This is a genomic window from Micromonospora sp. NPDC005979 (genome assembly GCF_040614415.1).
Classification (GTDB): domain Bacteria; phylum Actinomycetota; class Actinomycetes; order Mycobacteriales; family Micromonosporaceae; genus Micromonospora.
Genome location: NZ_JBEXUR010000003.1, coordinates 342,263 through 356,068, shown reverse-complemented (window position 1 = coordinate 356,068; position 13,806 = coordinate 342,263). Strand labels below are relative to the sequence as shown.

Sequence of the window (13,806 nt, the reverse complement as noted above, 5' to 3'; positions counted from 1 at the left end):
AACCGGCTGCCGCCGGAGCGCATGGACGGACCGGATGCGCTGTCGAAGAGGGATCACAACCCGGGCCTCGCCACCGCGTCATGTCGTTCGTGTGCCAGCCCCGACGCTACCCGAAAGGGCTAGCTATTACTAGCCGAAAGTATGAGTGGCCGAAGGTGGGGCGAGGTCAGGCGCACATTGGCAGTTCGCTCTCGGGCTCCTAGGGTGGTCAGGACACGGGAGGTGGAGCGTGGTCGACGCCGGCGATGCGGCGCGTTGGCTGCAGCTCAACGCACCCCGGGGCGGGCCGGACGAGTTGTCGCTCCTGGTCACCCGGGCCGCGCCGGCGATCGGCGCCACCGAGATCGTCATCTACCTGGCGGACTACACCCAGTCGTGCCTGGTGCCCCTGCTGGGCGCCGGTCTGACGCGGGACCAGTTGACGATCGAGACGACCCTGGCCGGGCGGGCGTTCACGACTCTCGACGTGCAGCGGGCCGCCGACAGCCCGGACCGCCTCTGGGTGCCCCTGCTGCTCGGCTGCGAACGACTGGGGGTTCTGGAGGTCGTGTCCCCGGACGCTGGCGACACGGCGTTGGACGGGCCCGCCTGGGAGTTGGCGGTCAACATCGCCCAGGTCCTGGTGAACCGCCGGCTCTACGGCGATGTCGTCGAGCGGATGCGGCGTCGCCTGCCGATGCAGGTCGCCGCCGAGATCGTGTGGGGGCTGTTGCCGCCGCTGACCTTCGCGACCGACGATCTGGTGATCACCGCGATCCTCGAACCGTGCTACGACGTCGGCGGGGACATCTTCGACTACGCGCTGAACGGCGACGTGCTCAGCGTCGGGCTCTTCGACACCTGTGGACACGGCATCAAGGCGAGCAGCCTGGCCTCCCTGGTGGTCAGCGCGTACCGCAACGCCCGCCGATCGGGCCTCGACCTCGTCGACACGGCCATCAGCATCGACCGGTGGGTGCGCTCGGAGCACCCGAGCTACTTCGCGACCGCGCTGCTCGCCGAGCTGGATCGGCGCACCGGTCGGCTCAGGATCATCAACGCGGGTCACCCCGGTGCCATGCTGCTGCGCGACGGCAAGGCCATCCGGGAGTTGCCGGGGCCGACCGCGCTGCCGCTCGGCCTGGGTCACCTGTCGGAGGCCAGGCCCCGGGTGTACGAGGAGGAGCTGCATCCGGGAGACCGCGTACTCGCCTACACCGACGGCATCACCGATGCGAGGAATGGCGAGGGGGAGCGGTTCGGGCTGGATCGGCTCGTCGACTTCGTCAACCGCGCCCTCAACGACGGGCTGCCCAGTCCGGAGACGATGCGCCGTCTGGTGCGTGCCGTCCTCGCGTACCAGGACGCGCAGCTCGACGACGACGCCACGGCCCTGTTCCTGGAGTGGCAGCCGCCGCACCTGCCGCTGAAGCACCTGCGGCACGTCACCGCACCGCAGCCCTGACCGGCGAGTGGGATTTTGCACTCCCAGTGCACTTGTCTTCGATTTCGGGGCTGTCTAGCGTCACAGCATGGCTGACTCGTGGACCTTCGCCGTGGCCCGTGACGACCTTCGCCGCACCACGCTCGCCGACGGCGACGTGCCCGCCGTGCCCGAGGGCGCGGCGCTGCTGCGCGTCGACCGCGTCGGCCTCACCGCCAACAACGTGACCTACGCGGTGCTCGGCGAGGCGATGCGGTACTGGGAGTTCTTTCCACCCGGCCCCGGCGGGCTCGGTCCACAGTGGGGGCTGCCGCCGCTGTGGGGCTTCGCCGAGGTGGTCGCCTCGGCGGTCGCCGGCGTCGCGGTCGGCCAACGGGTCTACGGCTACCTGCCCCCCGCCGGTCACCTGGTGGTCCGGCCCGACCGGGTGGACGCGTCCGGGTTCCGCGACGCGAGCCCGCACCGGGCCGGGTTGCCCTCGCCGTACAACGCGTACCGGGCGACCGACGGCGACCCGGCCTACCAGGCCGGGCAGGAAGATCTGCTGATCCTGTTCCGACCGCTCTTCTTCACCTCCTTCATGCTGGCCGACCAGGTCGTCGACAACGACTTCTACGGCGCGCGGTCGCTGGTGCTGTCGTCGGCGTCGAGCAAGACGGCGTACGCCGCCGCGTGCGAACTGCACGGCCGTGGGGCGCGACTGGTCGGGCTCACCTCGCCCGGCAACGTCGCGTTCACCCGGTCCCTGGGCTGCTACGACGACGTCGTCCCGTACGGCGCGATCGACACCCTGGACGTGGTCGACACCGCGTACCTCGACCTGTCCGGCGCGCCCGCGACCCGGGCCGCGCTCCGCGAACACCTCGGCGACCGGCTCGTCCGGGACATCGCCGTCGGGCTCACCACCCAGACGCCCAACGCCGACGCCGCCGGGGAGGTCTTCTTCGCGCCCGTACAGATGCGAAAGCGCAGCCAGGACTGGGGGCGCGACGGGCTCGACGCGCGGTTCACCGACGCCTGGCAGCGGTTCGTCCCGAGGGTGAGCGGATGGCTCGACGTGCGGGTCGGCCACGGTCCGGAGGCGCTGCGGGACGCCTGGCTCGACGTCCTCGCCGGTCGTACGCCCCCACGGGTGGGCCACGTCGTCCAGTTCTGAGCGCCCGGCAGCCGTTACGGCACGATGGCGTCGACGTAGCCGCCGTCGACCCGGACCGCCGCGCCCGTCGTCGCGGAGGCGAGCGGAGAGGCGAGGTACGTGACCATGTTGGCGATCTCCTCCGGCTCGATGAGCCGCTGGAGCAGCGACTGCGGCCGGTGCAGCCGCATGAACTCCCGCTGGGCCTCCTCCCAGGGGAGGCTGTCGCCCACGAGATCGGCGACGAGGTCCTCCACGCCGCCGGTGTGGGTGGGCCCGGCGAGCACCGAGTTGACGGTCACCCCGGTGCCGGCCGCGGCCTTCGCGAACCCGCGCGAGACGCCGAGCAGGGCGGTCTTCGAGACGCCGTAATGGATCATTTCGGCGGGGATGACGACGGCCGAGTCGCTGGCGATGTACTGCACCCGTCCCCAACCACGGTCCATCATCGCCGGCAGGTAGGCGCGGGTCAGCCGGACACCGGCCAGCACGTTCACCTCGAAGTAGCGACGCCACTCGTCGTCCGAGATCTCCAACGGCTCGGTCGGTCCGAAGACGCCGAGGTTGTTGACCAGGATGTCGACGCTGGGCAGCAGGTCGAGCGTGCGAGCCGTACCCTCGTCGGTCGACACGTCCGCGTCCACCTCGACGACCTCCGCGCCGGGGACCTCGTCGCGCAGGGCCTTCGCCGCCCGCTCCACGCTGGCGGCGGTACGGCCGTTCACGGCCACCCGCGCCCCCGCCCGGGCGAGCCCGACCGTGATGGCCGCGCCGATGCCCTGGGTCGAGCCGGTGACCAGCGCGGTCCTACCGGCGAGATCGATCTGAACCGTCATGTCCCGTCCCCGTCCTTGCGCACTGCACCCGCTTGCCGCAGCCTCGACCGTAACGGTGTCGGCCGGACCCGGCAGGGTGAGTCGGACAGATCACGCCCGACGCCCGCGGCCGGTGTCCGGTCCGAGCAGAAAACCGTAATCTGACCTGCCACCGCTCGTCTCCGATCAGGAGGCGGTCAGCGCGCACAGGCGCTGGTCGGACCGAGCGCACAAGGAGTGGAACCCATGTCGTCAGCCGGTCGGGCAGTTGCCGATCCCGGGTTGGTCGTCGCGGCGCGACAGGGCGACCGGCGCGCTCTCGACGACCTCGTGGCGGCCTCGCTTCCGCTGGTCTACAACATCGTCGGCCGCGCGCTGCGCGGTCACGCCGATGTCGACGACGTGGTCCAGGAGACCCTGGTACGGGTGATCCGGCACCTGCCCACCCTCAACGACCCGGCGGCGTACCGGTCCTGGCTGGTGGCGATCACCATCCGGCAGGTGCGCGACTGGGACCAGCGCCGACGGCTCGCCCTCAACCGGGACGCCGGGCTGGACGCGATCCACAACGTGCCCGACCCCGCCTCCGACTTCGCCGGGATGACGATCCTGCGGCTCGGCCTCACCGACCAGCGACGTGAGGTCGCCGAGGCCACCCGGTGGCTCGATCCGGACGACCAGGAACTGCTGTCGCTGTGGTGGTTGGAGGAGACCGGCGAGCTGACGCGTACCGAGATCGCCGAGGCGGCCAATCTGTCGCCGGGGCACGTCGCGGTCCGCATCCACCGGATGAAGGAGCAGATCCAGAGCGCCCGTGGGGTCGTCCGCGCGCTGCACGAGCGACCCGGGTGTCCGGACCTGCACGCCGTGACGGCCGAGTGGGACGGCAACCCGAGCCCGCTGTGGCGCAAGCGGTTGGGCCGACACGTTCGGGACTGTGCGTTCTGCGGTCACCTGGGCGCCGCCTTCCTGCCGATCGACCGGCTGCTCGCGGGGATGTCGCTGTTGCCGCTGCCGGCCGGCCTCAGCGCCCACCTCCCGCAGGCGACCGCGCCCATGACCGTCGCACCGGCTGTCGGGTCGTCGTCGAAGGTCGCCGGCCTGGCGGCGCACGCGCCCAGTGGCCTGCTGCCGTCCCTCGCGGCTTCGGTGGCGGTGGCGGTCACCGCGGTCACCGCGTTGGTGGTGCTCCTGCCGGCTGATCCGGCCGCCGCGCCACAGGCCGCGCCCTCCTGGGCGGCCGCCCCGCCCGCCTCGCCCACCGTCGTCGCCTCGCCGAGCAAGGCGCCGTCACCGAGCGTTCGTCCGTCGCCCTCGAAGGCGCCGGTCGTGCCGGCGGTCAGCTCCGCGCGCAAGGGCGTCGGGGTGTGGAACTTCGCGGGCGTGAGTCAGGCGTTGGCCAACTCGAAGGCCGGTTGGTACTACACCTGGGGCACCCAGCATCCCGGCATCACCACCCCCAAGGGAGCGACGTTCGTTCCCATGATCCGCAGCGCGGAGAACGTCAACGCCGGAGAGCTGGCCCGAGCCCGGGCCGCCGGGCCCTACCTGCTCGGCTTCAACGAGCCGGACCTGCCCGAGCAGGCCAACATGACCGTCGACCAGGCGCTGGACCTGTGGCCGCAACTGATGGCGACCGGCAGCAAACTGAGCAGTCCGGCGGTCGCCTGGGGCGGCGCGGATCCGCAGGGTTGGCTGGGCAGGTTCATGGCCGGCGCCCAGGCCCGGGGTCACCGCGTCGACTTCATCGCCCTGCACTGGTACGGCGGCGACTTCACGACGGCCGCGGCCGTGGACCAGCTCCGGCAGTACCTGCAAGCCGTCTACCAGCGGTACAAGAAGCCGATCTGGCTGACCGAGTTCGCGCTGATCCGCTACGACGGCGGGGGCCAGGTGTTCCCCACTCAGGAGCAGCAGGCCGCCTTCCTCACCGCGGCCACCAGCATGCTCGGCCAACTCTCCTACGTGCAGCGGTACGCCTGGTTCGGCCTGCCCGCGACCGACAAGGACAAGACCGGGTTGTTCAGCGATGGTTCCAAGGCGACGGCTGTCGGCCGCGCGTTCCAGGCCGCGCGCTGATGACGGGTTCCGCGCTCAAGACCCCCGCCTGGCGGGTCGCCGGCGTCGCCGTGACCCTGGCCGCGACGACGCTGGCCGTGGGCCTGACCTGGAACGCGAGCCGCCCGGAGCAACCCGCCGCGCCCGCGCCGTCAGCTCCCGCGCCGGTCGCGTCGGTGCTGCTCAACGGCACCGACGACGCCTTCATCCAACTGCTGCTCCCGATGGACGAGGGCGTCCTCGCGCTGATCGACCATCTCGACACCCGCCCGTCGGCCACCGACCCCGCGCTGCGCGCCGTCCTCGGTGACATCCGGACGGCGCACCGGGCCGAGGCGTCGGAGCTGCGGAGTCTGCTGGCCGCCGGCAACGTCCCCGAACAGAACATCCACGAGGGGCATCAGATGCCCGGCATGGTGACGGACGACCGCCTCGCCGAGCTACGTGCCGCCCCCGACGCCGAGGTGCCGTCCAGGGCCGTGGGTCTGCTCCGGGCGCATCTCGAGCAGACGGTGGTGCTGTGCCGGGGCGAGCAGAACGCCGGGGGCAGCCCCGAGGCGCGGGCGCTCGCCGGCCGGATCCAGGCGACGCGGGCCGCCGAGCTGAGCGCTCTGGCAGGTCGCCCCGGCGCTACCGGCGATGCGGACCACTGACCTGTACGACACCGTCGGCGGTCCGGCGCCGGTGTCGCGGGCTGCCCATCGTGCCGCGACGACCGGGTACGCGGACAGCGTCCGGCGAGGTCGTACCGGTGGGGCAGGGTCACCCCGCCGGGGTGCCGCGACCACACCGACGGCGGGCTGGCGCGGTGGGCACCGCCGGGCCACGGGTCACGCCACCCTGGTCCGGGCGAGCGCGCTGGTGGGCCTGGGGTGGCTGCTCGCGATCCTCGCCGCGCCGCACGTCACCCTCTCCCCGGGCGGGCGGATGCTCGCCCTCTTCTGCCACCTGACCTGCCTGGTGGTGGGCTTCGGCGCGGTGTTGACGGTGGACTGGTTCAGCCTGCGCTGGCTGCTGCGTCGCGAACCGCTCGACGCCGTGCTGAACGCGGCACGAGCGGCTCACCCGCTCATCTGGCTGGGCCTCGTCGGTCTCGTGGTCAGCGGCGCGGCGTTGGGACCCGACACGTCCTCCGCGCTGGTGTGGGTCAAGCTGGTCGCGGTGCTCGTCGTCGGCGTCAACGGGCTCTTCCTCGGCCGGGTACGGGATCGACTCGTCGCGGTCCAGGACGGCCCGCGCTGGTCCGCTCTGCTGCCCGGCGTCGCCGCCGCCCTCACCTCCCAGCTCGGCTGGTGGGCCGCGACGCTGATCGGCTTCCTCAGCGCGAATCGCTGATCCGGCGGTCAGGCGGCCGGGTGGTCGGCCTCGAAGCGGGACCGGGTGAGGAACGCGAGCTGGGCGCGCTTGTCCGGCATGTCGATCTCGGCGTCGAAGGTGAACCCCTCGATCTCCAGGCGGCGCAGCGCGAGGTGGTTGCGGACGTCCGGCTCGACGACGATCCGCCGCGCGGCCGGGTCGCGGAACAGGAACCGCGCCAGGGCCGGACCGACCGCGTCGGTGAGGCCACGGGCGAGGTGCCGGGCTGGGCTGAGCAGCAGGTGCATCCCGATGTCGCCGGGCTGTACGACGTACCGCTCGCCGACCGGGTCCGCCTCGGGCTGGTAGGTCTGGAACAGGCCGACCGGCTCCCCGTCGACGCGGATCAGGTACGCGTGGTGCGTGGGCAGGCCGTCGACGAAGGCGTAGATCTCGCGGACCTGGTCGAGGGTGTGTGTCCCCATGCCCCAGAACGAGTTCCGGGGCAGCGTGACCCAGCGGTGCAGGAGCGCCGCGTCCCGGTCGGGAGCCACGGGCGTCAGCGTGAACTCGCCGAGGCCGGTGATCTTCTCCTGGTATGTCATGTCGTGCTCCTTTGCTGCTGCGGGCTGGGATGGCGCGAGGGGGACACGCGTTCCGCGCGCGGCGAAGGTAGGTTAGCCTGCCCTAACAAAGGTTCGCCTTACCTGGAGGGGTGCGTGAAGCGGAACTGGGAAGCCCTGGTCCTCAAGGCCATGGGAGGCCGGGACTTTCAGTTGACGGTGCGGGCCACCGAGTCGGTGGACGGGCACTACCAGCGGCTGCTCCTGGACGACGGCGGCCTACTGGCGGCGTGCGGCGTCCACCCCACGATGTGGGTCCGACTGTGGTTCGACAACGACGGGCGGGCGCACCAGCGGGCGTACACGCTTGTCGACCCCGACCCGGCCACCGGTCGGTTCAGTCTCGAATTCGCCATCCACGACGGCTGCGCCGCCCGCTGGGCGACCTCGGCGCGGGTGGGCGACACCATCGTCGCCACCGTGCAGGGCAGTGCCTTCGCGTTGCCCGACCCCGCGCCGGAGCACCTCTACCTCGTCGGCGACGCGGCCTCCCTGCCGGCGGTCAACAGCCTGCTCGACGCCGGCGCCGACATCCCGGCGACGATCTGGCTCGAGTACGCCCACGAGGGCGAGAAGGCCCTCGCGCCGCGCGCCCGCGCACATCACGACGTGACCTGGGTGCCCCGGGACGCCGACGGCCAGCACCTCGTCGACACCGTCCGCTCCGATCTGCCGGCCAACGACGCGGCCCACTACTGGGTCGCCTGCGAGGCGGCCACCACCCGGGGCCTCACCCGGCACATTCGCCGGACGTTGGGCGTGGACAAGGACCGGCTGACCTCGCTCGGCTACTGGAGAGCTCCGTGAGAGGCCGGCTCGGCACCCTCACCGCGCTGTACGTCACCCAGTACCTCGGCATCGGCTTCATCACCGTCGGACTGACCGCCATCCTGCGCGACGGCGGCACCTCGCTGGACACCCTCGCGCTGCTCCAGTTCGTCGGCGTGATCTGGCCGGTCAAGTTCCTCTGGGCGCCGATCCTCGACCGGTACGGCTCCCATCGCCACGGCCACTACCGGTCCTGGCTGCTCGTGCTCCAGAGCGCCCTGGTGTTGGCCCTGCTGGCCCTGCTGCCGTTTCCCCGTCCGGCCGACGCGCTCGGTCCGGTCATCGCCATCTGCGCCGCGTACGTCTTCTTCTCCGCGACGCAGGACATCGCCGTGGACGCCGTGGCCGTGCGGATGCTCCACGAGGCGGACCGGGGGACCGGCAACGGCATCCAGGTGGCGGCGAGCTACCTCGGCAACCTGCTCGGCGGCGGCGCCTGCGTACTGGTCTTCGACCGGTTCGGCTGGGTGCCGGCGGTCGGCCTGCTGGCCGCGTTGACCGCAGTCGGGCTGCTGGTGGTGTGGCGGTTCGCCGAGCCGGCCCGTACCGACCGGGTCGACCGCGTCGGTACCGCCTACCGGGCACTGCTGTCGGTGTTCGGCCAGCCCGGCTGCCGGCGGTGGACCTTCGGCGTCGTGCCACTGGTCTACGTCGGCGCGGGCATGGCGTACGCGCTGGTCACGCCCGCCCTGGTGGACGCGGGATGGTCATTGGGCCAGATCGGGGTGGTGACCGGTGTGGTGACCAGCGCGCCGGCCATCGTGGCCGGGCTGGTCGCCGGGGTCGGCGTCGGCCGGTTCGGTCGCGGCACCATGCTCGTGGTCGGCGGGGTGGCCCTCGTGGTGTCGACGACGATGCTGCTGCCGTTGCTGAACGGCCGTGCCCCACTGGGCGGGACCGTCACCGCGCTCTGCTGCTTCATGGTGGCCTACACGATCGCCAACGTCGTGCTCTACACGGTGAACATGGACTATTCGCGGCCGGGAACCGGTGGCACCGACTTCACCGTCCTGTCATCGTTCGGCCTGGTGTGCTCGTTCGTGGCCTCCTCGGTGGGCCTGGCGGCCGCGGACCGGGTCGGCTACCCGCCGGTGGCGGTCGCCGCCGTCGTGCTGGTGGCCGCCGGGGTCGCCCTCGGTCTGGCGCACCAGCGCCGGTTTCCGCGCACACCCCACGCCGCCGCCGAGCCGGCGACCGGGAGCAGTTCGACCGGCGTACGGGCGGCGGTGTGACGCTCACCCAGCCGGTCGCCGTACCCACGGCGTCGGTCCGACCACCACACCGCTGGCTCGTCCTGGCCGTGCTCTGCGTCGCTCAACTCGTCGTGGTGCTGGACAACACGGTGCTGACCGTGGCGGTGCCCGTGCTCACCCGCGAGCTGGGCGCCAGCACCGCCGACGCGCAGTGGATGATCAACGCGTACGCCCTGGCCCTGTCCGGGCTGCTGCTCACGGCCGGGGCGGCCGCGGACCGGTACGGCCGACGCCGGATGCTGCTTGCCGGGCTCGTCCTGTTCGGACTCGGCTCGCTGGCGGCGGGCCTCGCGAGCAGCAGCGGTCAGTTGATCGCCGCACGGGCCGGGATGGGCGTCGGCGGGGCGCTGCTGGTCACGTCGACGCTCGCGGTGGCGATGCAGGTCTTCGACGGGCCCGAACGCTCCCGGGCCATCGGCATCTGGGCCGCCACCAGCGCGTTCGGCTTCGCGGTCGGGCCGCCGATCGGTGGCACCATCCTGGCCCACCTGCCGTGGGGTGCCATCTTCCTGCTGAACGTCCCCATCGTGCTGGTCTGCCTGCTCGTGGGGCGGGCGCTCGTCCCCGAGTCCCGTGGCACGGCCGGGGGCCGCCTCGACGGGTGGGGCGCCGCGCTCTCCACCGCGGGGCTGACCGCGGTCGTCTTCGCGATCATCGCCGGGCCGGAACGGGGTTGGGCCTCGATCGAGGTGGTCGGCACGGCGGGTGCCGGCGTACTCCTGCTCGGCTGGTTCGTCCGCTGGGAGCGACGGATCGCCCATCCCATGCTGGACCTGCACTTCTTCCGGAACCGGCAGTTCGTCGGCGCGGTGTCCGGGGTCGTCCTGGTCACCTTCGGGGCGACCGGCGCGCTGTTCCTGCTGACCCAGCACCTCCAGTTCGTCCGTGGCTATCCGGCCTGGGAGGCGGGCCTGCGCATGGCCCCCTTCGCACTGTCCATCGTGCTGCTCAACGTCAGTGGGGTGGCCGCCGCCGTGATCCGCCGTCTCGGGCTGGCCGCCGCCATCGCCGTCGGGATGACCCTGCTCGCGGCCGGCCTCGCGGCGGTGACCCTCCGGTCCGACGCCGGGTACGGGGTACTGCTCGCTGGCCTGCTCGTCATGGGCGTCGGCTGCGCACTGGCCAACCCGGCGATCGTGGAGGCGGTGATGAGCGCGATCCCGGCCGAGAAGGCCGGTGCCGGTGCCGGCGTGGACGGGACCATGACCGAGGTCGGCAGCAGCCTCGGCATCGCCGTACTCGGCGCCGTTCTGAACGCTCGGTTCGCGGCGCTGCTGCCCGCCGCGCTGGCCGGCGCGGACTCGTTCCCGGCGGCGCTCGCCGCCGCGCGGGAGGGACCGCAGCGGGCGGAGGTGACCAGCGCCTTCGCCTCCGCGCTGGAGACGGGGCAACTGGTCGGCGCCGCCGCGGTCCTGGCCGGTGGTCTGCTCGCCGCCGCGCTGCTGCGCCGCGCGGACACCGCACAGTCGTTGACGGCCGGCAGCCAGGCCAACAGCTAGGCCGGCGGCTCGACCGCCTCGGCGAGCAGCTCCAGCACGTGCCGGTACGGCTGCCCGGTAGCCCGACTCATGCCCATCTCGCAGGTGCGGTTGCAGGAGGCGTACGCGTCGTGCGGGCGCTCGTTGACCTCGGCGGCCTGGGCGGCGGTCGCGCCGGCGGTGACCTCGGGGTGCAGCAGTCCCCGGTCACCCGCGAAGGCGCAGCAGCCCCAACTGTCCGGCACGGTCACCGTGTCGGCGACCGCCCGGGCCACCGTGTGCAGGTCGTCGACGCCGTCGAGGTGCACGGTCGAGCAGGTGGGGTGCAGCGCGAGCGAACCGAGTCGCCGGGCCTCGGGCAGCGCCGGCAGCAGGTGCCGCGCGGTGAAGGTGACGCTGTCGACGAAGCGCAGCCCGGCGTACCGCGCCCTGTCCTGGACGGCGAGCGCGGCGGTCAACTGGGCGAGGCCGTGGGTGCAGGACGACGCGTCGCAGACGACGGGCAGCCGGCCCTGGTCGCTGGCGGCCCACAGCACGGCCAGGGTGCGCTCGGCCATCTCGCGGTGCCCGGCCGGGTAGCCCTTGGACTGCCAGGGCGTTCCGCAGCACAGACCCGCCGTGCCGGCCGGTACGACCACCGGCACCCCGGCCAGCTCGCACAGGCGCAGGAACGCCGCCGCCGAGCCGCCGGACGGACCATCCTGGGCCGCGAAGACGCTGCCGATGCAGGCCGCGAAGAACACCGCCTGGGCGTCCGGCGCGCTGCGCGGCGTCGGACGGGACGCCCCGGCCCGGGGGATGTCGTCGCTCCATTGTGGTACGAGTTCGGTGCCGCCGAGGGACCGGAGCACCCCGGTCGCGGCGCGGACCACCGGCGTCGGGGTGACGTGCGCGGTGTTCAGCCCGACCCGGACGCCGGTCATGGCGGCCTTCCAGTGCCGGGCGACACCGGCGGCGGTGCGCTGGGCGCGAGGGCTGTGCCGCTCGGCGCGCAGCCGCTTCATCGCCGCGCCGGTGTCGATGCCGACCGGGCAGGCGGTGACGCAGAGACTGTCGGCGGCGCAGGTGTCCACCGCCGCGTACGCGTAGTCGTCGGTCAACTCCCGGCGGCGCTCCTCGTCACCGGCGGCGGTGGCAAGGGCGATCTGCCGTTGCAGCACGATTCGCTGCCGGGGCGTGGTGGTGACGTCGGCGGTGGGGCAGACCGGCTCGCAGTAGCCGCACTCCACGCAGGCGTCCAACTCCTCGTCCACCGTCGGGACGGCCTTGAGCTGCCGCAGGTGCACGCTCGGGTCGTCGTTGAGCAGCACGCCCGGGTTGAGCAGGCCGGTCGGGTCGCACAGCCGCTTCAGCTCGCGCATGACGTCGTACAGCTCGTCGCCGTACTGACGGCGGACGAAGGGCGCCATGGCCCGGCCGGTGCCGTGCTCGGCCTTGAGGGTGCCGCCCTCGGCGAGCACGAGGTCGACCATGTCGTCGGTGAACCGCGCGTAGCGGTCGATCTCGGCCGGCGTGTCGAAGGACTGGGTGAGCATGAAGTGCAGGTTGCCGTCGCGGGCGTGTCCGAAGATCACCGCATCGCCATAGCCGTGCCGCTCGAACAGGTCGATCAGGCCGTCGCAGGTGCCGGTGAGGCGGGACATCGGCACCGCGATGTCCTCCAGCAGGGCCGTGGTGCCGGGCGGGCGGGCCCCGGCGACCGCCGTGTAGAGGCCCTTGCGCAGGTGCCAGAGCTTGGCCCGCTCGCGCGGGTCACGGGTCAGCTCGGTGCCGGTGACGGCGGGCAGCCGGTCGAGCACCGACCGGGCGTCGGCGAGCGTCGCGGCCAGGTGCTCCGCGCTGTCCTCGGCGAACTCCACCAGCAGCGCCGCGTGACCGGTGACGGTCAGCCCGCGCAGGGTCGCGCTCGCGCCGGAGTCGCGCTGGCTGACCCGCAGCGCGGCCGCGTCCAGCAGCTCGGCGGTACGCGCGCCGGCGGCGAGCAGGGCGGGCAGCGCGTCGGTGGCGTCGGTGAGACCGGGCAGGATGAGCAGGCCGGTGGCGGCATGGGGGTGGATCTCGACGGTCCGGAAGACCGCCTCGGCGACGAAGCCGAGCGTGCCCTCGCTGCCGATCATCAGGTGGGCGAGCATGTCGACCGGGCTGCTGTGGTCGAGGAGCGAGTTCAGGCCGTACCCCATGGTGTTCTTCATCGCGAACAGCCGCTCGACTGTGGACCGCGAGCCGGGGTCGGACCGCACCCGGTCGCGCAGCCGCAGCAGCCCGGCGTGCAGCTCGGGTTCGGCGGCGCGCAGCCGCTCGTCGGCGTCGCGGGCGGCGGAGTCGACGACCGTGCCGGACGGCAGCACGAAACGCAGCGACTCCATCGTGCGGTACGCGTTGTCGGTGGTGCCGCAGGTCATCCCGCTGGAGTTGTTGGCCACCATGCCGCCCACCGTGCAGGCGGCCTCGCTGGCCGGGTCCGGGCCGAGCCGACGGCCGTAGCGGGCCAGCCGGGCGTTGGCCTGCCGGATCGTCAGTCCCGGTTGGAGCCGGATGCGCCGCCCGTCGTCGAGCACCTCCGCGTCGCGCCAGTCGGTGCGCACGTCGACCAGGACCCCCGCGCCGCCGGCCTGCCCGGCGAGGCTGGTGCCGCCGCCGCGCAGGGTCAGCGGCACCCCGGCCTCCCGCGCGCCGGCCATCAGCGCGCCCACCTCGGCCGCCGACGCGGCGCGGACCACCGCCTGCGGCTCGAACAGGTACGGCGAGGCGTCGTGCGCAGCCGCAAGCCGCCGGGGCAGTTCGGCGCTGACCCGGCTCGGGTCGTCGAGGCGGGAGCGCAGCAGCTCGGCGACCTCGCGGGCGCGGACGCCGGTGGCGGTCGGCGCGGGTACGACGGTGCTCATTGGACGGCTCCT

The 13,806-nt window shown here is 72.9% G+C and carries 11 protein-coding genes; 8 read left to right on the top strand and 3 right to left on the bottom strand.

Features of this window, described 5'->3' with window-relative positions:
* Positions 1-229 precede the first annotated feature (229 nt).
* Together ABZ272_RS07805 and ABZ272_RS07800 are read left to right on the top strand one after the other, a co-directional pair.
* Positions 230-1,444 (top strand): PP2C family protein-serine/threonine phosphatase, encoded by a 1,215-nt coding sequence (locus ABZ272_RS07805; protein ID WP_355049099.1) that lies wholly within the window; start codon positions 230-232, stop codon positions 1,442-1,444.
* A gap of 67 nt (positions 1,445-1,511) precedes the next feature.
* The gene (locus ABZ272_RS07800; protein ID WP_355049098.1) at positions 1,512-2,579 is read left to right on the top strand and encodes a DUF2855 family protein; all 1,068 of its coding nucleotides are present in this window, start codon (positions 1,512-1,514) and stop codon (positions 2,577-2,579) included.
* Between the two features lie 14 nt (positions 2,580-2,593).
* On the opposite strand, the gene ABZ272_RS07795 is transcribed toward ABZ272_RS07800, so the two are convergent.
* Positions 2,594-3,394 (bottom strand): SDR family oxidoreductase, encoded by an 801-nt coding sequence (locus tag ABZ272_RS07795; RefSeq protein ID WP_355049097.1) that lies wholly within the window; start codon positions 3,392-3,394, stop codon positions 2,594-2,596.
* A gap of 225 nt (positions 3,395-3,619) precedes the next feature.
* On the opposite strand from ABZ272_RS07795, the gene ABZ272_RS07790 reads away from it, so the two are divergent.
* Genes ABZ272_RS07790 through ABZ272_RS07780 form a run of 3 tightly spaced genes read left to right on the top strand, consistent with a single transcriptional unit; the run spans position 3,620 to position 6,766 of the window.
* Entirely contained in the window at positions 3,620-5,452 is a 1,833-nt protein-coding gene (locus ABZ272_RS07790; protein WP_355049096.1) for a sigma-70 family RNA polymerase sigma factor, read from the top strand.
* Positions 5,452-6,084: a DUF305 domain-containing protein gene (locus ABZ272_RS07785; RefSeq protein WP_355049095.1), complete on the top strand. Its 633-nt coding sequence runs from the start codon at positions 5,452-5,454 to the stop codon at positions 6,082-6,084. Before ABZ272_RS07790 ends, ABZ272_RS07785 begins: the two co-directional genes overlap by 1 nt.
* Entirely contained in the window at positions 6,071-6,766 is a 696-nt protein-coding gene (locus ABZ272_RS07780) for a hypothetical protein (protein WP_355049094.1), read from the top strand. The genes ABZ272_RS07785 and ABZ272_RS07780 overlap by 14 nt, the downstream gene beginning before the upstream one ends.
* Positions 6,767-6,774: 8 nt before the next feature.
* Here ABZ272_RS07780 and ABZ272_RS07775 read toward each other — a convergent pair whose 3' ends face one another.
* Positions 6,775-7,332: a GNAT family N-acetyltransferase gene (locus ABZ272_RS07775; RefSeq protein ID WP_355049093.1), complete on the bottom strand. Its 558-nt coding sequence runs from the start codon at positions 7,330-7,332 to the stop codon at positions 6,775-6,777.
* A 114-nt stretch (positions 7,333-7,446) separates the two neighbouring features.
* Between ABZ272_RS07775 and ABZ272_RS07770 the strand changes: the two genes are divergently transcribed.
* The 3 genes from ABZ272_RS07770 to ABZ272_RS07760 are packed head-to-tail and all read left to right on the top strand — an operon-like array spanning position 7,447 to position 10,930.
* Positions 7,447-8,157: a siderophore-interacting protein gene (locus ABZ272_RS07770; protein ID WP_355049092.1), complete on the top strand. Its 711-nt coding sequence runs from the start codon at positions 7,447-7,449 to the stop codon at positions 8,155-8,157.
* Complete coding sequence (locus tag ABZ272_RS07765) at positions 8,154-9,410, top strand: MFS transporter (RefSeq protein ID WP_355049091.1); 1,257 nt, start codon at positions 8,154-8,156, stop codon at positions 9,408-9,410. Before ABZ272_RS07770 ends, ABZ272_RS07765 begins: the two co-directional genes overlap by 4 nt.
* On the top strand, positions 9,407-10,930 hold the full coding sequence (locus ABZ272_RS07760; RefSeq protein ID WP_355049090.1) for an MFS transporter: 1,524 nt from the start codon (positions 9,407-9,409) through the stop codon (positions 10,928-10,930). The genes ABZ272_RS07765 and ABZ272_RS07760 overlap by 4 nt, the downstream gene beginning before the upstream one ends.
* On the opposite strand, the gene ABZ272_RS07755 is transcribed toward ABZ272_RS07760, so the two are convergent.
* Entirely contained in the window at positions 10,927-13,794 is a 2,868-nt protein-coding gene (locus ABZ272_RS07755) for an FAD-binding and (Fe-S)-binding domain-containing protein (RefSeq protein WP_355049089.1), read from the bottom strand. The genes ABZ272_RS07760 and ABZ272_RS07755 overlap by 4 nt on opposite strands.
* Between the last annotated feature and the right edge of the window lie 12 nt (positions 13,795-13,806).